The sequence below is a fragment of the Blautia sp. MSK.18.38 genome, from assembly GCF_024460535.1.
In the GTDB taxonomy this organism is placed as follows: domain Bacteria; phylum Bacillota; class Clostridia; order Lachnospirales; family Lachnospiraceae; genus Blautia_A; species Blautia_A fusiformis.
On the sequence record NZ_JANFYP010000020.1, the window covers coordinates 11,657 to 30,754 of the forward strand.

The 19,098-nt window shown below is 46.3% G+C and carries 18 protein-coding genes; all 18 read left to right on the top strand.

All coding sequences use genetic code 11. The features are described 5' to 3' along the window. The first annotated feature begins 78 nt into the window (after positions 1 to 78). The 18 genes from NE638_RS12580 to NE638_RS12665 all read left to right on the top strand — a co-directional run bounded on the left by NE638_RS12580 (position 79) and on the right by NE638_RS12665 (position 18,748). Positions 79 to 3,546: a DNA polymerase III subunit alpha gene (locus tag NE638_RS12580; RefSeq protein WP_173746288.1), complete on the top strand. Its 3,468-nt coding sequence runs from the start codon at positions 79 to 81 to the stop codon at positions 3,544 to 3,546. A 68-nt stretch (positions 3,547 to 3,614) separates the two neighbouring features. After that, positions 3,615 to 4,604, top strand: coding sequence for a 6-phosphofructokinase (gene pfkA, locus NE638_RS12585; protein WP_059086454.1), 990 nt, complete (start codon positions 3,615 to 3,617; stop codon positions 4,602 to 4,604). An 8-nt stretch (positions 4,605 to 4,612) separates the two neighbouring features. Next, positions 4,613 to 6,007: a TrkH family potassium uptake protein gene (locus NE638_RS12590; RefSeq protein WP_021652589.1), complete on the top strand. Its 1,395-nt coding sequence runs from the start codon at positions 4,613 to 4,615 to the stop codon at positions 6,005 to 6,007. Positions 6,008 to 6,020: 13 nt separating this feature from the next. Further along, the gene (locus tag NE638_RS12595) at positions 6,021 to 6,680 is read left to right on the top strand and encodes a potassium channel family protein (RefSeq protein WP_147603691.1); all 660 of its coding nucleotides are present in this window, start codon (positions 6,021 to 6,023) and stop codon (positions 6,678 to 6,680) included. A 36-nt stretch (positions 6,681 to 6,716) separates the two neighbouring features. Further along, entirely contained in the window at positions 6,717 to 7,493 is a 777-nt protein-coding gene (locus NE638_RS12600; RefSeq protein WP_015526729.1) for a TrmH family RNA methyltransferase, read from the top strand. Between the two features lie 15 nt (positions 7,494 to 7,508). After that, on the top strand, positions 7,509 to 7,949 hold the full coding sequence (locus NE638_RS12605; protein ID WP_144093618.1) for an NfeD family protein: 441 nt from the start codon (positions 7,509 to 7,511) through the stop codon (positions 7,947 to 7,949). A gap of 3 nt (positions 7,950 to 7,952) precedes the next feature. Next, positions 7,953 to 8,894: an SPFH domain-containing protein gene (locus tag NE638_RS12610; RefSeq protein ID WP_092071867.1), complete on the top strand. Its 942-nt coding sequence runs from the start codon at positions 7,953 to 7,955 to the stop codon at positions 8,892 to 8,894. A 26-nt stretch (positions 8,895 to 8,920) separates the two neighbouring features. After that, the gene (gene argF, locus NE638_RS12615) at positions 8,921 to 9,919 is read left to right on the top strand and encodes an ornithine carbamoyltransferase (protein WP_015526726.1); all 999 of its coding nucleotides are present in this window, start codon (positions 8,921 to 8,923) and stop codon (positions 9,917 to 9,919) included. Next, positions 9,919 to 10,725: a biotin--[acetyl-CoA-carboxylase] ligase gene (locus NE638_RS12620; RefSeq protein ID WP_059086451.1), complete on the top strand. Its 807-nt coding sequence runs from the start codon at positions 9,919 to 9,921 to the stop codon at positions 10,723 to 10,725. The genes argF and NE638_RS12620 overlap by 1 nt, the downstream gene beginning before the upstream one ends. A 131-nt stretch (positions 10,726 to 10,856) precedes the next feature. Continuing rightward, on the top strand, positions 10,857 to 11,225 hold the full coding sequence (locus NE638_RS12625) for a DUF6145 family protein (protein ID WP_015526724.1): 369 nt from the start codon (positions 10,857 to 10,859) through the stop codon (positions 11,223 to 11,225). A 9-nt stretch (positions 11,226 to 11,234) separates the two neighbouring features. Beyond that, entirely contained in the window at positions 11,235 to 12,203 is a 969-nt protein-coding gene (gene dusB, locus NE638_RS12630) for a tRNA dihydrouridine synthase DusB (protein ID WP_420314207.1), read from the top strand. A 113-nt stretch (positions 12,204 to 12,316) separates the two neighbouring features. Beyond that, positions 12,317 to 13,267: a glycosyltransferase family 2 protein gene (locus tag NE638_RS12635; protein ID WP_173746292.1), complete on the top strand. Its 951-nt coding sequence runs from the start codon at positions 12,317 to 12,319 to the stop codon at positions 13,265 to 13,267. 269 nt (positions 13,268 to 13,536) lie between these two features. Continuing rightward, positions 13,537 to 14,022, top strand: a complete 486-nt coding sequence (gene greA, locus NE638_RS12640; RefSeq protein ID WP_015526720.1) for a transcription elongation factor GreA — start codon at positions 13,537 to 13,539, stop codon at positions 14,020 to 14,022. Positions 14,023 to 14,347: 325 nt separating this feature from the next. Further along, positions 14,348 to 16,120: a lysine--tRNA ligase gene (gene lysS, locus NE638_RS12645; RefSeq protein ID WP_244094842.1), complete on the top strand. Its 1,773-nt coding sequence runs from the start codon at positions 14,348 to 14,350 to the stop codon at positions 16,118 to 16,120. Between the two features lie 296 nt (positions 16,121 to 16,416). After that, positions 16,417 to 16,563: a hypothetical protein gene (locus NE638_RS12650; RefSeq protein ID WP_173685342.1), complete on the top strand. Its 147-nt coding sequence runs from the start codon at positions 16,417 to 16,419 to the stop codon at positions 16,561 to 16,563. 49 nt (positions 16,564 to 16,612) lie between these two features. Beyond that, the gene (locus NE638_RS12655) at positions 16,613 to 17,041 is read left to right on the top strand and encodes a hypothetical protein (protein WP_055291182.1); all 429 of its coding nucleotides are present in this window, start codon (positions 16,613 to 16,615) and stop codon (positions 17,039 to 17,041) included. Between the two features lie 145 nt (positions 17,042 to 17,186). Further along, a complete protein-coding gene (locus NE638_RS12660; protein ID WP_173746295.1) occupies positions 17,187 to 18,572 on the top strand; it encodes a zinc-ribbon domain-containing protein in 1,386 nt (461 codons plus the stop codon). Further along, the gene (locus tag NE638_RS12665) at positions 18,569 to 18,748 is read left to right on the top strand and encodes a hypothetical protein (protein WP_002594660.1); all 180 of its coding nucleotides are present in this window, start codon (positions 18,569 to 18,571) and stop codon (positions 18,746 to 18,748) included. Before NE638_RS12660 ends, NE638_RS12665 begins: the two co-directional genes overlap by 4 nt. The last annotated feature ends 350 nt before the right edge of the window (positions 18,749 to 19,098 follow it).

Here is a 19,098-nt window from a genome sequence, read left to right on the forward strand (position 1 = left end):
CACGCTCCGGCACGTTCAGAGAAAAGTGCAGAGCGGGGAGGATCCGGAGCCCTGTTTTTTACGATAAGGAGAATAAATTTGGAGTTTACACATTTACATGTCCATACAGAATACAGCCTTCTGGATGGCTCCAATAAGATCAAAGAATATGTAGCCAGAGTAAAAGAGCTGGGTATGGACAGTGCGGCGATCACCGATCATGGCGTTATGTATGGTGTGATCGATTTTTACAGGGCTGCAAGAGAAGCCGGGATCAATCCGATCCTCGGATGTGAGGTTTATGTGGCTCCGGGCTCCCGTTTTGACAGAGAAGTGGGAAGTGGGGATGACCGTTATTATCATCTGGTCCTGCTGGCTGAGAATAATCAGGGATACAGCAACCTGATGAAAATTGTATCCAAGGCATTTGTGGAAGGGTTTTATTACAAGCCACGTGTGGATCTGGAGCTTCTGGAAAAATATCACGAGGGTATCATTGCCTTAAGTGCCTGCCTGGCGGGAGAGGTCGCCAGATATCTTGCACGTGGAATGTATGAGGATGCTAAGATCGCGGCATTACGTTACCAGGATATTTTCGGAAAAGGAAATTTCTTTCTGGAGCTTCAGGATCATGGGATCCCGGAGCAGCAGACTGTAAACCAGCAGCTTCTCCGTATGCACAGAGAGACGGGGATCGATCTGGTTGCCACCAATGATGTGCATTACACTATGGCAGAGGATGCGGAACCACATGATGTTCTTCTTTGTCTGCAGACTCAGAAAAAGCTCAGCGATGAGAACAGAATGCGCTATGAGGGCGGCCAGTATTATGTGAAATCACCGGAGGAGATGGCGAGGCTTTTCCCATATGCGCTGGAAGCGCTGGAAAACACGCACAGGATCGCGGAGAGATGTCATGTGGAGATTGAATTTGGTGTGACCAAGCTGCCGAAATATGATGTGCCGGACGGATTTACCTCCTGGGAATATCTGAACAAGCTTTGCCATGAGGGACTTGAGCAGCGTTATCATCCGGTAACAGAGGAGCTGAAAAAGCGCCTGGATTATGAGCTGTCTACGATCAAAAACATGGGATATGTAGATTACTTTCTCATTGTATGGGATTTTATCAAATATGCCAGGGACAACGATATCATGGTCGGTCCGGGACGAGGCTCTGCCGCAGGAAGCCTGGTTGCCTATACACTTGGGATCACCCAGCTGGACCCGATCCGGTATGATCTGCTCTTTGAACGTTTCCTGAATCCGGAGCGAGTATCCATGCCGGATATCGATGTGGATTTCTGCTTCGAACGGAGACAGGAGGTTATTGATTATGTAAGAAGAAAATATGGTGATGACTGCGTGGTTCAGATCGTTACCTTCGGTACACTGGCAGCCCGCGGTGTCATTCGTGATGTAGGCCGTGTTCTGGATATGCCTTATGCCCAGGTGGACACCATCGCCAAGATGATCCCACAGGAGCTGAATATCACCATTGACAAGGCACTGGGAATGAATCCGGAGTTTCGCAAGGCTTACGAGGAACAGGACGATATCCATCGTCTGATCGATCTGGCAAAACGTCTGGAGGGGCTTCCGAGGCATACCTCCATGCATGCGGCAGGTGTTGTGATCAGCCAGAAGGATGTATCGGAATACGTACCCCTTTCCAGAGCACAGGATGGTTCCATTGTCACGCAGTTTACCATGACAACACTGGAAGAGCTGGGACTTCTGAAAATGGATTTCCTGGGTCTTCGTACCCTGACGGTTATCCAGAATGCTGTGAAAATGGTGGAAAAAAGTACCGGTATGCTTCTGGATATGCAAAAGGTCGACTACAACGACAAAAAGGTACTGGATTCTCTCGGAACAGGACGTACTGACGGCGTGTTCCAGCTGGAGAGTGCCGGAATGAAAAGCTTCATGAAGGAGCTGAAGCCTCAGAGCCTTGAGGACGTGATCGCGGGAATTTCGCTTTACCGTCCGGGTCCCATGGATTTCATTCCGCAGTACATCCGCGGAAAAAACCGTCCGGATACCATCCGTTATGACTGTCCGCAGATGGAGCCGATCCTGAAGCCGACCTATGGCTGTATCGTATACCAGGAGCAGGTTATGCAGATCGTCCGTGAGCTTGCAGGCTACACCCTTGGACGAAGTGACCTGGTGCGCCGTGCCATGTCCAAGAAAAAAGCTTCTGTTATGGCAAAAGAACGCCAGAATTTCGTTTACGGAAATGTCGAAGAGGGAGTACCGGGATGTATTGCCAACGGTATTTCCGAGGAGATCGCAAACAAGATCTACGATGAGATGACAGATTTTGCAAAGTATGCCTTCAATAAGTCTCATGCTGCCGCTTATGCAGTGGTTTCCTACCAGACGGCATATCTCAAATATTACTATCCGGTAGAATTTATGGCTGCACTGATGACATCCGTTGTGGAAATGCCGAACAAGGTTGCCGAGTATATTTCTGTATGCCGCCAGATGGGGATCCGGATCCTTCCGCCGGATATCAATCATGGTGTTTATGGCTTTTCTGTTGACAATGGTTCCATTCGTTATGCACTTTCTGCCATCAAGAGTATCGGCCGTCCGGTAATCGAGGGGATTGTGCGGGAGCGTGAGGAGCACGGAGAATATACCTCCCTGAAAACATTTATTGAGCGAAATATCGACCAGATCAACAAGAGAGTTGTGGAAAATCTGATCAAGGCCGGAGCGCTGGATTGCCTGGAGGGAAACCGGAATCAGAAAATGACGGTTTATACGCAGATTATAGACAGTATCAACCAGGATAAGAAACATACCATGGCGGGACAGCTGAGTCTTTTTGATATTGCGCCTGAAGAAGATAAAAAGGAATTTGAGATCCGTATGCCGCAGGCAGCAGAATATCCGAAGGAGATGATACTGACCTTTGAGAAGGAAGTTCTCGGCATCTATCTCAGCGGTCATCCGCTGGAGCGTTACCGGAATATGATGGAAAAAATGATCTCTGCAAAAACTTCTGATTTTCAGCCGGATGATGAAACAGGGATACCGGAGGTTTACGATAACCAGAAAGTGATCGTGGGTGGAATGATCACGGATAAAACCATAAAATATACAAAGAATAATAAGGTAATGGCGTTCCTTACAGTGGAAGATCTGGTAGGCACCGTGGAGGTTGTGGTATTTCCACGTGATTACGAAAAATGCCAGATGTTCCTGAATGAAGATGCCCGGCTCTTTATTCAGGGAAGAGTATCCGCAGAAGACGACAAAGCCAGCAAGCTGATCCTGGAAAAGGTCCGTCTTTTTGATGATATGCCAAGAGAACTGTGGCTCCAGTTTGAAAGCCGGGAAGAGTACGCAAAAGCCGAGACCGGTCTGGTAGACGATCTGATGGAATCCAGAGGAAACAGCACGGTGGTTATTTATCTCAAAGATGTCAAGGCAATGAAGAAACTTCCCCCTGCTTATCAGGTCCATATCGAGGATTCCTGGCTGGAGCGCATGTGTAAAAAATATGGAAGTTCCAATGTTAAAATTGTGGAGAGAGTATTGAAAAACTTATAAAAATGCTATAAACTATACCCGAATATGTGTATTACAATAGGTTGTTTCATAAGATGGAGGATAACAATATGGCAGAGAACAAAATCAAAACGATCGGCGTTTTGACCAGTGGCGGTGACGCACCTGGAATGAATGCTGCAATCCGTGCTGTTGTCAGAAGAGGATTAAGCAGCGGACTGAACGTAAAGGGAATCTATAAAGGATACAGCGGTCTCTTAAATGAGGAGATCAGAGATATGACAGCAAAGGACGTTTCCGATACGATTGAGCGAGGCGGAACAATTCTTTATACTGCCAGATGTGCAGAGATGAGAACAGAGGAAGGACAGCAGCAGGCTGCAGAGATCTGCAGAAAGCATGGGATCGACGGCCTTGTTGTTATCGGTGGAGACGGATCCTTCGCAGGTGCTCAGAAGCTTGCGAACCTTGGAATCAATACCATTGGCCTGCCGGGAACCATTGACCTTGATATTGCATGTACCGAGTACACCATCGGTTTCGATACTGCTGTAAATACAGCTATGGAAGCTATTGACAAGGTACGTGATACATCCACATCCCATGAGAGATGCAGTATCATCGAGGTTATGGGACGTAACGCCGGATACCTTGCAGTATGGTGCGGTATCGCAAACGGTGCTGAGGATATCCTGATCCCGGAGAAATATGATTACGACGAGCAGAAGCTTATTGACAATATCGTAGAGAGCCGTAAGAAAGGCAAGAAACACCATATCATCGTAAATGCTGAGGGTATCGGCCATTCAGAGGCTATGGCGAAGCGTATCGAGGCTGCAACAGGTATCGAGACACGTGCAACGATCCTTGGTCACATGCAGCGTGGTGGAAGCCCTACATGTAAGGACCGTGTATATGCGTCCATGATGGGTGCTCTTGCAGTAGATCTTCTTGTTGCCGGAAAACGCAGCCGTGTGGTTGGATACCGCCATGGTGAGTTTGTCGATTTCGACATCAATGAGGCTCTTGCAATGCAGAAGAATGTAGATTCCTACATGTGGGAGGTCTGCAATTCTCTTTCTCATAATTACAGAAAATAAAGATATTTATGAACTTAAAAAAAGTTTCAGACGGATTGCATAAACTGAATACGTCACAAATAATTGCCCTCGGCTTTGCGGGGGTGATTTTTGTAGGTGGACTTATTTTGTGGATGCCGTTCTGCAGTGCACCCGGGCAGGCTGTTACCTTCCCGGATGCTGTTTTTACAGCGGCGACCAGCGTATGTGTGACAGGACTTTCCACAGTTGTTATGGCAGTCCAGTGGAGCCCCATTGGAAAAGCGGTTATCCTGTGCCTGATACAGATCGGCGGGATCGGACTGATCGCACTGGCGAATATGATATTCATCAGCCTCCGGCGGAAAATTTCCCTGAAAAACCGGCGGATCATCAAGGAATCCTACAACCTGGATGAAATGGGTGGAGTCGTGGCTGTAGTCCGCAGTGTGGTGAAATGCGTGTTTCTTGCAGAAGGAATCGGTGCGGTCCTGTATGCGTTTTGCTTTGTACCGGAATTTGGAATAAAAAAAGGTCTGGTGCATGCCATATTTCTGGCGGTATCTGCATTCTGCAACGCTGGGATCGATCTTTTCGGGGAAACAAGCCTTTCGGTATATGTGAGCAATCCGCTGGTCAATATCACTACGATTGGCCTGATCATTGTGTCAGGTCTTGGATTTATCGTCTGGTGGGATCTGTGGGATAAATTCCGCAAGGTTCTGAGAAAAGAGCTCTCCCCATCCAGAGTTTTTCGTGTACTGCGGCTTCAGAGCAAGCTGGTCCTTACGATGACCGGGATCCTGGTATTTTCAGGAGCATTTCTGGTATTTATCTTTGAATCCGGAAACCCTTCCACGCTGAAGGGGGCACCACTGGGAACAAAGCTCATGGCATCCTTTTTCCAGTCAGTGACAACACGTACGGCGGGATTTTATACCATGGATCAGTCGCTTTTGTCCACACCTACCGTGATCATTTCCCTACTGTGGATGTTTATCGGAGGATCACCCATGGGCACTGCCGGTGGTGTGAAGACTACTACCATTGCGGTTCTGATCCTTTCTATTGCAGCATATCTTCAGGGAAAAAAGGATGTAGAGGTATACGGCCGCAGGATCCGTGAGAGCTATCTCCGTTCTGCCATGGTTGTTGCAGGAACCAGTGTGCTGATCCTTTTTACCATGACGGTGCTTTTGTCCGCAGTAATGCCGGGAGTGGATTTGGCAGATGTTTTATATGAGATCACTTCTGCGGGGGCTACAGTAGGACTTTCCAGAGGACTGACACCTCAGCTGAATGTGGCAGGCAAGTGGATCGTGATCCTTACCATGTATCTGGGACGTATCGGACCGCTGACACTTGGAACAGCAGTTGTGATGCGTGTACGCAACAGGCCGGGAAGCACCACGCATCTCGGTGAAGAAGATATCATGATCGGTTAAACAGGAGAATAGAATGAAAAATAAATCTTTTGCCGTGATCGGGCTTGGACAGTTTGGAATGACTCTGGCGGTGACGCTGGCAGAGTCAGACTGCGATGTCCTTGCCATTGATGACAAAGAAGAAAATATCGAAGAGATTTCCGAAAAAGTAACCTATGCGGTAAAAGCAGATGTCCGTGAACCGGGAATCCTGAAGGCTCTGGGAGTTCAGAATGTGGATGTAGCCATTATCGCAGTTGCCGAAAATCTGGAAGCCAGTATTTCCGCAACCATGCAGGCCAAAGATCTGGGAGTGCCCTTTGTAGTTGCAAAAAGTATGAATTCTCTTCATGGACGTATACTTGACAAAATCGGTGCAGATAAGATCATTTATCCGGAACAGTCCATGGGACTGCGGGTTGCCAGAAATCTTATGTCCGGCGGGTATCTGGATGTGTTTGAGCTTTCAGCGGAGTTCAGTATGGCGGAGTTTTCCATGCCGGTATCCTGGATCGGAAAAAATCTGTTAGATCTGAATGTACGGGAGCGTTTTCACATTAATATCATTGGCATCAAGCAGGGTGAAAATGTCACGGTAGATCTGGATCCTTCCGAACCGCTTCCGGACAACTGTTCCATAATCGCCATCGGAAAAAACAAGGATCTGAATGCAAGTCGTGAGGAATTACGTTAACCGAATACGGATTGCCGGAAGGAGAGAAATAAAAGTATGATAACCAGTGTATCAAATGCAAAAATAAAAAATGTCATGCAGCTGAACCAGAAGGCAAAAGCCAGAAGAGAGCAGGGACTTTTTGTGGCAGAGGGCCGGAAAATGTTTCTGGAAGCACCGGAAAGCTGGGTTTCCCAGGTGTTTGTCTCCGAGACAGTTTCCCGGGATGGAGAGCTGATGTCTCAGGCAGAAAAATATCCCTGTGAGATCGTGAAGGATTCCGTATTCCGTCAGATGTGTGATACCAAGACTCCCCAGGGGATCCTGACAGTTCTGAAGCTGCCTTCCTGGAGCGAGGAGGAGGTACTGGCGGGAAAAAATCCTCTGGTCATGGTTCTGGAGGATCTTCAGGATCCGGGAAATGCGGGAACCATTCTCAGGACCGGTGAGGGCGCCGGCGTAAGCGGAGTTTTCCTCACAAAAACCTGCGTGGATATCACAAATCCCAAGGTGATCCGTTCTACCATGGGCTCTATTTACAGAATGCCTTTTCTATACGTGGAAGATGTGGTATCATTAGAAAAGAAGCTGAAAGAAAAGGGAATCCGCAGTTTTGCAGCTCATCTGAAGGGTGAGAATTCCTATGATCAGGAATCCTATAAGGGTGGTACCGCATTTTTCATCGGAAACGAGGGAAAGGGCCTGACTGATCAGGCAGCGGAGGCAGCAGACTGTCTGATCCGCATTCCCATGTGCGGAAAGGTAGAATCGCTGAATGCTGCCATGGCATCAGGAATCCTGATGTACGAAGCTGCAAGACAGAGAAGAGAATAAGAGAGGAGGGGTTTTATGACACCTTTGGCCTGGCTTGGAATACTGGCAATTTTACTGGTAATTGAAGCAATCACGGTAGGACTTACCACTGTCTGGTTTGCAGGCGGTGCTCTTGTGGCGTGCATTGCCTCGTGGCTTGGTGGGGGAATTGTTGTACAGCTCCTTTTATTTTTCGGAGTTTCCGTGGTGCTTCTGATCTTTACCAGACCTCTGGCGGTCCGCTACATGAACAAGGGCGTGGAAAAGACCAATGCAGAGAGTCTTCTGGGAAAAAGAGCCGTAGTGATACAGACGGTCAACAACCTGGCCCAGACCGGGCAGGTGAGGATCAATGACATCGAGTGGACTGCACGGACCGCAGATGACGGGGAAGAAATTCCAACAGGTGCAGTGGTTGAGATCGAAGAGATCCGCGGAGTGAAGCTGATCGTAAAAGAAATTAGCAAGGAGGGCTAAATTATGGGTGGAGTTGTTGTTTTGCTTGTAGTCATCGTTCTTGTGCTGTGGGTACTTGCATCCTGTATCCGCATTGTACCGCAGGCCTATGCAGTGGTACTGGAACGTCTTGGCGCTTACAAGGCTACCTGGGGTACAGGAATCCATTTCAAGGTTCCGTTTATTGAGCGTGTTGCAAGAAGAGTAAACCTGAAAGAACAGGTTGTGGATTTTCCACCGCAGCCGGTAATTACCAAAGATAATGTAACCATGCAGATCGATACGGTTGTATTTTTCCAGATCACAGATCCGAAGCTTTACGCATATGGCGTTGAGAATCCGATCATGGCGATCGAGAATCTTTCTGCTACAACACTTCGTAACATCATCGGTGATATGGAGCTGGATGAGACACTGACATCCCGAGAGGTTATCAATACCAAGATGCGTGCTTCCCTTGATGTGGCTACAGATCCATGGGGAATCAAGGTTAACCGTGTGGAGCTTAAGAACATCATTCCTCCGGCAGCCATCCAGGATGCCATGGAGAAACAGATGAAGGCTGAGCGTGAGAGACGAGAAGCCATTCTGAAAGCAGAAGGAGAGAAACGTTCCACCATCCTTGTTGCAGAGGGTAAAAAACAGTCCGCTATCCTGGATGCGGAGGCTGAGAAGCAGGCGGCTATCCTTCATGCGGAGGCTCAGAAGGAGCGTATGATCAAAGAGGCTGAAGGACAGGCACAGGCAGTCCTTAAAGTACAGCAGGCAACTGCAGAAGGACTTCGTATGATCAAGGAAGCAGGAGCAGATGAATCTGTTCTTACTCTGAAGAGCCTGGAGGCTCTTACAAAGGTTGCTGACGGCAAGGCAACGAAGATCATCATTCCGTCCGAGATACAGGGCATCGCAGGGTTGGCAACATCTCTGAAGGAAATCATGACAGATAAACCGGCAGAGCAGAAATAAATCTGCAGCCGTGAGGAGGACATATTATGAATCTTAAAGGAAGAAATTTCCTGACACTGAAAGACTTTACACCGGAAGAGATCACTTACATGATCGACCTTGCAGCAGATCTGAAGGCAAAGAAAAAAGCAGGAGAGCTTCATGAGTATTACAGAGGTAAGAATATTGCCCTGATCTTTGAAAAAACAAGCACAAGAACACGCTGTTCCTTCGAAGTGGCAGCTCATGATCTGGGAATGGGCTCTACCTATCTGGATCCCACAGGCTCCCAGATCGGAAAGAAGGAGAGCATCGCAGATACTGCAAGAGTTCTCGGAAGAATGTATGAGGGAATCGAGTACCGTGGCTTCGGTCAGGATATTGTTGAGGAGCTTGCGAAGCATGCAGGTGTACCGGTATGGAATGGCCTGACAAACGAGTATCATCCGACACAAATGCTTGCAGATATGCTGACAGTACGTGAACATTTCGGCAAACTGAAAGGCCTGAAGCTTGTATACATGGGCGATGCCCGTTACAACATGGGTAACTCTCTGATGGTTGTATGCTCCAAGCTTGGTCTTGATTTCGTAGCCTGCACCAATAAGAAATATTTCCCGAATGATGAGCTTGTAGCACAGTGTCAGCAGTGGGCAGAAGAGGCAGGTTCCACCATCACTCTCACAGAGGATGTGGAGGCAGGAACAAAAGATGCGGACATCATCTACACAGATGTATGGGTATCCATGGGCGAGCCTGACGAAGTATGGACAGAGCGTATCCACGACCTGACACCATACAAGGTTACCAGACATGTAATGGAGAACGCCGGTGAAAAGGCGATCTTCCTTCACTGTCTGCCGGCATTCCATGATCTTAAGACAAAGATCGGAAAAGAGATGGGCGAGCGTTTCAACCTTACAGATATGGAGGTTACAGACGAAGTATTCGAGTCTCCGCAGTCCAAGGTATTCGACGAAGCTGAGAACCGTATGCACACCATTAAGGCTGTGATCGTTGCAACATTAGGAGAGCCGGAGAAATAATGTCAGATTTATTTAATGAAGAAATAATTTCACAGGCAACACATACAAAATGGGCGGGCAAAACCGTCCATTTTGCAAGAGAAACAGATTCCACAAACCTCTGGGGAAAACGTGCCTGGAGGGAAGAAGGCGCAGGACACGGAGAGCTGTTTGTGGCAGAATATCAGTCCGCAGGACGCGGACGTTTTACAAGACGATGGAGTGCGCCGCCGGACAGTGCCATTACTATGAGTATCCTTATCTGCCCGGAATTTTCTCCGCAGAAGGCGCCGATGCTGACACTTGTTATGGGACTTTCAGTTGCACAGGCAGTAGCAGAGCTCGGTCTTGAGGTAGGGATCAAATGGCCTAACGATGTAGTTGTTTCCCGCAAAAAGATCTGCGGTATCTTAACTGAAATGACCATGAAGCAGGATAAGATCGGCTGTGCAGTTATCGGAGTCGGGATTAACGTAAATATGGAAAGCTTCCCGGAAGAAATGGCAGATAAGGCTACCTCTCTGTATCTGGAAAGCGGACATCCCTTTGACCGGGCACAGGTAGTCGGACTTGTGATGAAGCATTTTGAGGAAAATTATGAGAGATTTGTACAGACAGAGGATCTCAGCGGTCTGAAACCGGATTATGAGAAAATGCTGGCCAATCTGAACCAGCCGGTACGTGTACTGGATCAGAATGATCCATATGAGGGGATCGCAAGAGGGATCAATGCCGGCGGAGAGCTTCTGGTAGAGCGTGCAGACGGTACAGTCGAGGAAGTAAATTCCGGAGAGGTTTCTGTACGTGGTTTATACAGCTATGTGTAAAACATGCAGCACAGATCGGATAAAATTTCCGGCAGCGATTTTCCGTTGATGTTTTATTGCAGTAGTGGAAAAAACAAGAATCTCCCTGCTTTAGCTGTGGGGAGTGTCAAGTTATAAATAAAGGAGATTTTATGTATCAGGATAACATTGTGCTCTGCGGAGCAAGCTCTTATGAGCAGAAATATTATTTTAACCAGGATTTTGCGTCTCTTCCTGAGACGGTAAAGCAGGAGCTGCAGATCATGTGTGTGCTTTTCACAGAGGATGTAGGCGGGATCCTGACACTGGAATTTGATGAGGACGGCAGTCTGCAGTTTAAGACTGAGGCCCTGGAGGCAGATGCCCGTTTTGACGAGATCGGAAGTGCACTGAAGATCAAGGAACTCCAGCGGGACAAAAGAGAGCTTCTGGAATCTCTGGAAATGTATTACAAGGTATTTTTCCTGGGAGATATCCCGGATGAGGAACTGCAGAAAAAAGCAGATGCCGTTGAGGAATGATCCATGAAGATGCAGTGGAAGATCGGAAATGTGGAGATACCGAATCCCTTTGTGCTTGCACCGATGGCAGGGGTTACGGATCTGGCATTTCGAAGACTTTGCAAGGAGCAGGGTGCAGGCCTGATCTGTATGGAGATGGTCAGTGCCAAGGCGATCTCTTTTCATAATAAGAATACAGAGGCGCTGATGGAGATCGATCCCGGGGAGCATCCGGTATCTATGCAGCTTTTCGGCAGCGAGCCGGACCTTATGGCAGAGGTGGCAAAAAGCATTGAGGAGCGTCCCTTTGACATTCTCGATATCAATATGGGATGTCCGGTTCCCAAGGTGGTAAATAATGGCGAGGGCTCAGCTCTTCTGAAGGATCCTCAGCTGATCGAAGAGATCGTCCGCAGTGTTTCCGGAGCAGTTTCCAAGCCGGTAACGGTGAAGGTCCGCATTGGCTTTGATGAAAATACGCCGGTGGATGTGGTGGAGATCGCAAAACGGGTGGAGGATGCCGGTGCAGCAGCCATCGCAGTTCATGGAAGGACCAGACAGCAGTATTATTCCGGTCAGGCGGACTGGGATGCTATCCGCAGGGTGAAGGAAGCGGTGACTATTCCGGTGATAGGAAACGGAGATATCGTTTCACCGGAAACTGCAGAAGCCATGTTTAAAGAGACTGGCTGCGATGCGGTGATGATCGGCCGTGCAGTACGTGGGAACCCGTGGATCTTCCGGGAGCTGAACCACTATTTCCACACCGGGGAAAAGCTTCCCAGACCAACCGCAGAGGAAGTCTGCGAGATGATCCTGCGCCATGCCGAAGATCAGATCGCGATAAAGGGGGAGTATATCGGGATCCGCGAAATGCGGAAGCATGTAGCCTGGTATACAGCCGGTATGCGGCACAGTGCGGGAATCCGGAGAGAATCTAATAATATTTCAAGCTATGAAGAACTGAAAAAGCTTACAGACATGATAGTGGAGCGATAAAAGAGAAAAGTATGCCGGAGAAAACGAAACGTTCTATTGACAAGGAACGGGGCGCGTGCTACAGTCAGTTAGTGGGAATCCGCAGAAATTTTTTGTTTTACAGGAGAAAAATAATGGCAGATAAAATAGCAGTTTTAATTCCTTGCTACAACGAAAGCAAGACGGTAGCAAAGGTTATCCGCGATATGAAAAAAGCACTTCCGGAAGCTGTGATCTACGTATATGATAATAACTCTACAGATGGAACTGACGAGATCGCCAGAAAAGAGGGGGCAGTTGTCCGTTATGAGTATCAGCAGGGAAAAGGAAACGTGATCCGCAGTATGTTTCGGGATATCGATGCGCAGTGTTATCTTATGGTAGATGGTGACGATACTTATCCGGCAGAGTTTGCAGCTGAAATGTGCAGCAAGGTTCTGGAGAAAGGCACAGACATGGTAGTTGGTGACCGCCTTTCTTCTACATATTTTACAGAGAACAAGAGACCTTTCCACAACTTTGGAAACAGCATCGTAAGGGGTTCCATTAACCGTCTTTTCAAAAGCAACATCAAGGATATCATGACAGGTTACCGTGCCATGAGTTACCGCTTTGTAAAAACATTCCCGGTACTTTCCAAGAATTTTGAGATCGAGACAGAGATGACGATCCACGCCATCGATAAGAACATGCAGGTTGAGAATGTAGTCATTGAATATCGTGACAGGCCGGAGGGAAGTGAGTCCAAGCTGAATACTTATGCAGATGGATTTAAGGTCCTGAAGACTATTGTGAAAATGTTCAAAAATTACAAGCCGCTGGAGTTCTTCTCCCTTATCGCAGCAGTGCTGTTTGTGGTGGGAATGGTATTCTTTATTCCGGTGCTGGTACATTTTCTGGAGGTTGGGACAGTGGAAAAGATCCCGACACTGATCGTCAGCGGTTTTGTGATCCTGACAGCTATCATCTGCTGGTTTTCCGGGATCATCCTTTCTACACTGGTCAATCAGCATAAACAGGATTTTGAGTATCAGACACAGATGGTGACTAATCGTTATAAAGATCTTTTTCCGGAGAAGAAATAAGGAATCAGACCGGGTAGGATAATACAGAAAAGCCGTGTTGAAATCTGAGATTTCGCGCGGCTTTTTTTGCATATTTCAGGGATCCTTTTTCGACGTGGAATGCTTGACAATACTGGGGCTTTTCGGTATAATACAGGAATTGTGAATATCCTGAGATTTTTACGCCCTTTTTTAGAAAAAAGAGCTCTTGGGAATGGTAGCAACAGAAATATCCGAAGCTGTATTTTTTTCAGAAAAAACAGCACGGTTTTGAAAGGAAGTAAGGCAAAATGGAAGAAGCAAAGAAGAACTTACTCACATACGCAGGACTTAGAAAACTGGAAGACGAGCTGCACGATCTGAAAGTTGTTAAGAGAAAAGAAGTAGCAGGAAAGATCAAAGAGGCCAGAGAGCAGGGAGACCTTTCTGAGAACGCAGAGTACGATGCAGCAAAGGATGAGCAGAGAGATATCGAGGCACGTATCGAGGAGATCGAGAAGATCCTCAAGAACGCTGAGGTTGTAGTAGAGGACGAAGTCGATCTTGACAGAATCAGCGTAGGCTGCAAGGTTAAGGTTCATGATTATGAATTTGAGGAAGATATGGAGCTGAAGATCGTAGGTTCCACAGAGGCTAACAGCCTTGAGGGAAAGATCTCCAATGAGTCTCCGGTAGGTAAAGCACTGATCGGTGCACACACCAACGATATCGTTGAGGTTGAGATGCCGTCCGGAATCATGAAATACAAGGTTCTTGAGATCCAGAGAAACGTATAAAGCAGACAACGGAGCGGATCGCACAGATCCGCTTGAACGACAGATAGATTAAGGAGGCCAACAAGTGGCAGAGCAGAAGAAGCAGGATGTAAACCAGCTGCTTAAGGTACGTCGTGACAAACTGGCAGACCTTCAGGCAAATGGCAGGGACCCGTTTCAGATCACAAAATTTGATCAGACACATCATTCCCTTGAGGTAAAGAATCTCTATGAAGCACATGAGGCAGAGCTTCTCAAAGATCGCAAGGAGCTTGATGTAACAGGTCTTGATGAAGAGCAGGCAAAAGAGGCTCAGAAGAAGGATTATGAAGAAAGAAGAAGCATCATGGACGCAAGCCCGATCCATGTATCAATCGCAGGACGTATGATGTTCAAGCGTGTAATGGGAAAAGCTTCTTTCTGCAATATCCAGGATTTACAGGGTAACATTCAGGTTTATGTGGCAAGAGATGCCATTGGAACCGATTCCTATGCAGATTTTAAGAAATCTGATATCGGCGATATTTTTGGTCTGGAGGGATTTGCTTTCAGAACAAGAACAGGTGAGATCTCCATTCATGCAGAGAAGATGACTCTTCTTTCCAAGAGCTTACAGATCCTTCCTGAGAAATTCCACGGACTGACAGATACAGATACCCGTTATCGTCAGAGATATGTGGATCTTATCATGAACCAGGACAGCAAGAATGTATTCATCAAACGTTCCCAGATCCTTAAGGAGATCCGCAACTTCCTTGCAGGACGTGACTTCATGGAAGTGGAGACGCCGATGCTGGTTTCCAACGCCGGTGGTGCAGCTGCAAGACCGTTTGAGACACATTACAATGCACTGAACGAAGATGTTAAGCTTCGTATTTCTCTGGAGCTTTATCTTAAGAGACTGATCGTTGGTGGACTTGAGAGAGTTTACGAGATCGGCCGTGTATTCCGTAACGAGGGTGTTGATACCCGTCACAATCCGGAGTTTACTCTGATGGAGCTTTATCAGGCATATACTGATTATGAGGGAATGATGGAGCTGACAGAGTCCATGTTCCGTTACCTTGCAGAGAAGGTCTGCGGTTCCACAAAGATTTCCTACAATGGTATCGAGATCGATCTTGGAAAGCCTTTCGCACGTCTGACCATGAACGATGCCATCAAGAAATATGCAGGAATCGACTTTGACGAAGTAGCAGATGATGAGGCAGCCAAGAAGCTTGCTGACGAGCATCATATCGAGTATGAGGATCGTCATAAGAAGGGTGATATCATCAACCTCTTCTTCGAGGAGTACTGTGAGAAAGAGCTGATCCAGCCGACATTTATCATGGATCATCCGATCGAGATCTCTCCGCTGACCAAGAAGAAACCTTCCGATCCGAACAAGGTAGAGCGTTTTGAGCTCTTTATCAATACATGGGAAATGTGTAATGCATATTCCGAGCTCAACGACCCGATCGATCAGAGAGAGCGTTTCAAAGCACAGGATGCTCTTGCAGACGCAGGTGATGAGGAAGCCAACCACACAGATGAAGACTTCCTGAATGCACTGGAGATCGGTATGCCGCCAACAGGTGGTATCGGATACGGAATCGACCGTCTCGTTATGCTCCTGACAGACAGCCAGGCAATTCGTGACGTACTTCTGTTCCCGACAATGAAGACCCTGAATGATGTAAATAAGAAAAATGATGTAAAATCTAAGGCTACTGAAGAAGTGAAAGCAGAGCCTGAAAAGATTGATTTTTCTAAGGTAAAGATTGAGCCTTTGTTTGAGGAAATGGTAGACTTTGATACATTCAGCAAGTCAGATTTCCGTGCAGTAAAGGTTAAAGAGTGTGTTGCAGTACCGAAGTCAAAGAAACTGTTACAGTTCACTCTTGATGACGGAACAGGCACAGACAGAACCATTTTAAGCGGTATTCATAGCTTTTATGAGCCGGAAGAACTGGTTGGAAAGACTCTTATCGCTATCACAAACCTTCCACCGAGAGCTATGATGGGCATTGACTCTTGCGGTATGCTCCTCAGTGCTATTCACGAAGAAGAAGGCGAAGAAAAGCTTCATCTTCTGATGGTAGATGACCACATTCCGGCAGGTGCTAAGCTCTATTAAGATGATGTAAAGATGTACCGTTTTAAAAAATAAACGGGACGTACTTCATTTGATAAAAAACTGAAAAAACAGCGATTTACATCAAACTTACATCAATTGATGCAGAAATCGGTGCAAGCAAGAAAAAATCGCATAATTAGCAGAATGAATGGGCAGTCCTGAAATAGGGATTGCCCATTTTTAGAAGAGAGAGAAATGTAAATCACCGATTAGGTTTTCATTGCAGTGGTTATGGAGAAAAGTTATAATGGGGATAAAAGAAAACGACAAATTTGAATTTGAAAGGAGACATAACTATGAAAGAATATCAACATCTAATAGGTAAAATTATTATAGCGACTGCAATTATAGTTGCCGCAATCATTATAGCGGGTGCTATCGATAGAGCAGGAGCAAATATCCAAAGTGGTCTGGGGTATTTAAGAGATGCACTACTACGATAAATTCAAGTCTGTAGGGATGAAAATTTGAATTCGTAGGAGGTATCGAAAAATGAATAGGAAAACTTTATTCTGTTTTCTGACAGCTTTGATAATGATTTTTGTTCTTGCCGGCTGTAGTGGAAAGAATAGTGGTGGGAATATTGACAATGTTCAAATTCCTGATTGGAAACCATCGGAAATATATTCAGACAGTGATATTGAGGCGGCTTTCCAAACAGTAAAAGACTATTTCGGCAACGAATTTGACGGCTGCACACTGACAAAACTGTCCTATCCCGGAGATACATACGCCGATGAATTTGATGAATGGGCTGAACAATATGACGCGGATGAAGCAATCGTAATATTATCATCTTTCGATGTAGACTCATCAGGCGGGGATGGTTCGCTTAATCCGGATTCAACATATGATGATTGGAAATGGATTCTAATTAGGAATGACAGTGGGAATTGGGAACATGTTGACCACGGGTATTAAAGCGACAAATTTCAGTTTGATTAACTCCCTTTGAGAGAGGAATACCCTTTCTCAAAGGGCTTTTTTAATTTATCCGCATATTCGCAAACTTGGGGCAAGTACCTTTTCTTCATATAATAAAGCCAAAGGAAGGAGAGGATTTGATATGAGTAACAGCTTAGCGGCAGTACATCCGGAATTGGTTGCCGAGTGGTCGGAAAAGAATTTGCCACTGACACCGGACAGCATATCTTTCGGCTCGAATAAAAAGGTATGGTGGAAAGGTGCTTGCGGTCACGAATGGCAGACAAGCGTTAAGGCTCGTTCCAATGGAGAAAAATGCCCGATATGTTCCGGTGCAAGAGTGATTGCAGGCATTAACGATTTGGCGACATTAGAGCCGCTACTGGAAAAGCAGTGGTCGAAAAAGAATAAGATAAAACCGACAGAGGTTTCTATTGGTTCTCATAAGAAAGTGATTTGGAGATGTGAGAAAGGACACGAGTGGGAAGTTGCCGTTAAGAGCAGAACAATAAATAAAACAGGTTGCCCGTATTGCTCCCATAATAAAGTGTTGGCAGGATTTAATGACCTTGCAACACTTCTGCCGGATATAGCAGCCGAGTGGTCGGACAGAAATTATCCGTTACTTCCAACTCAGGTTACGGTCTTTGCCAATCGTAAGGCTTGGTGGAAGTGTAAGGATTGCGGCAGAGAATGGAATACCCTTATTTCTACCCGTTCCGGTGGGAGCAAATGCCCGTATTGCAGTGGGTACATATTCCTGAAAGGGTTTAACGATTTGCAGACAACACACCCTGAAATTGCTTCGGAGTGGTCGGAGAAGAACTTGCCATTGAAGCCTGATGAAGTAAATGCAAAGTTGAGGAAAAATGTCTGGTGGAGATGCAGTAAATGCGGTAACGAGTGGAAATCTGTTATCAATGCCCGTGTGAAAGGTACGGTATGCCCCGTTTGTGCAGAGAGAGAAGTCCTTGCCGGATATAATGATTTGGCGACAACAGACAGTCAGCTTCTTAGCGAATGGGATTATGAACAGAATAAACTGAAACCTACAGAGGTATCACGAACTTCGGCAAAGAGAGCGTGGTGGAAATGCAGGCACGGTCATTCGTGGAGTATGAAGATAAATGAAAGAACGATATTGAAGAAAGGCTGTCGATTTTGTGAGCAGGAGTATTTATCTCTATTTCCTGCTTTGGCTGTCAGCTATTATTCTAATAAGAAAGGCTTGAAAGCAGAACTTGGTTCTGACCGATTGCTTGGAGTTCCGCTTGAAACATACATACCTTCAGAAAAGTTGGCTATTGAGTCAGGAAGTGCCGATGAGAATTTAGAAATAATGAAAGCATATATGTGCAAGCAAAGAGGAATAAGGCTGATTAAGCTGCCGATGAAAGGCACAGAACTGGATTATGCCAATAATTTAAAGAAAGCTTTTCAGAGCGTACATATATTTATTTCTTCCGATACCGAGGAAGATGTGGAGATAATCAAAAATACATTTGAAAGATGGAGGGACAGCCAATGAGAGAGAAAACCTATCATCTATACTTAAATGAAGAAGAACGAAGCCGAGTGATACAATCGCTCATCGAACTGAAGAACAATTTAGCAGCTCAGGGGCGATACACCGACGCAGTAGATGATGTTCTATGTAAAGTGCTTGAAGCAAAGAAAAAGAAATTGAAAATTGAATACATTTAGAACGTTGATTTGCCGTCTGTTTCCTAACCGGAGCAGGCGGCTTTTTTATTTCAAAAAATTTTTTGAAAAATTTTCGGAAAAGCGGAGATTTTGGGTGTGCATTTCATACCCCTTTGTCCAAATGAGTGAAGGGGTTCATTCCGGATAGCAAAAACGGAAGCCTTTTCGCTTGAAAATTGAATAAGTCATTCACTAAGACTTTATTTCTGATGATAGCCACTTTAGCAGGTACGCCGTAATTTTTGTATTTCAGAATAGCGAGAACTCCGGTTATGAGTATCAGGTTGCTCCTGATATGGCGATGACAGTCAGAATGATAATGATACTTCTCTACGGAGCTGGCGGAGTAC

What these genes read in the sequence shown, in the direction of transcription:
- greA (WP_015526720.1), top strand. Translation starts at nt 13,537, where the DNA reads ATGGAAGAAGCAAAGAAGAACTTACTCACATACGCAGGACTTAGAAAA.
- NE638_RS12620 (WP_059086451.1), top strand. Translation starts at nt 9,919, where the DNA reads ATGTCAGATTTATTTAATGAAGAAATAATTTCACAGGCAACACATACA.
- dusB (WP_420314207.1), top strand. Translation starts at nt 11,235, where the DNA reads ATGCAGTGGAAGATCGGAAATGTGGAGATACCGAATCCCTTTGTGCTT.
- NE638_RS12590 (WP_021652589.1), top strand. Translation starts at nt 4,613, where the DNA reads ATGAACTTAAAAAAAGTTTCAGACGGATTGCATAAACTGAATACGTCA.
- NE638_RS12660 (WP_173746295.1), top strand. Translation starts at nt 17,187, where the DNA reads ATGAGTAACAGCTTAGCGGCAGTACATCCGGAATTGGTTGCCGAGTGG.
- NE638_RS12635 (WP_173746292.1), top strand. Translation starts at nt 12,317, where the DNA reads ATGGCAGATAAAATAGCAGTTTTAATTCCTTGCTACAACGAAAGCAAG.
- NE638_RS12655 (WP_055291182.1), top strand. Translation starts at nt 16,613, where the DNA reads ATGAATAGGAAAACTTTATTCTGTTTTCTGACAGCTTTGATAATGATT.
- NE638_RS12595 (WP_147603691.1), top strand. Translation starts at nt 6,021, where the DNA reads ATGAAAAATAAATCTTTTGCCGTGATCGGGCTTGGACAGTTTGGAATG.
- NE638_RS12600 (WP_015526729.1), top strand. Translation starts at nt 6,717, where the DNA reads ATGATAACCAGTGTATCAAATGCAAAAATAAAAAATGTCATGCAGCTG.
- pfkA (WP_059086454.1), top strand. Translation starts at nt 3,615, where the DNA reads ATGGCAGAGAACAAAATCAAAACGATCGGCGTTTTGACCAGTGGCGGT.
- NE638_RS12610 (WP_092071867.1), top strand. Translation starts at nt 7,953, where the DNA reads ATGGGTGGAGTTGTTGTTTTGCTTGTAGTCATCGTTCTTGTGCTGTGG.
- NE638_RS12625 (WP_015526724.1), top strand. Translation starts at nt 10,857, where the DNA reads ATGTATCAGGATAACATTGTGCTCTGCGGAGCAAGCTCTTATGAGCAG.
- lysS (WP_244094842.1), top strand. Translation starts at nt 14,348, where the DNA reads ATGGACGCAAGCCCGATCCATGTATCAATCGCAGGACGTATGATGTTC.
- NE638_RS12665 (WP_002594660.1), top strand. Translation starts at nt 18,569, where the DNA reads ATGAGAGAGAAAACCTATCATCTATACTTAAATGAAGAAGAACGAAGC.
- argF (WP_015526726.1), top strand. Translation starts at nt 8,921, where the DNA reads ATGAATCTTAAAGGAAGAAATTTCCTGACACTGAAAGACTTTACACCG.
- NE638_RS12650 (WP_173685342.1), top strand. Translation starts at nt 16,417, where the DNA reads ATGAAAGAATATCAACATCTAATAGGTAAAATTATTATAGCGACTGCA.
- NE638_RS12605 (WP_144093618.1), top strand. Translation starts at nt 7,509, where the DNA reads ATGACACCTTTGGCCTGGCTTGGAATACTGGCAATTTTACTGGTAATT.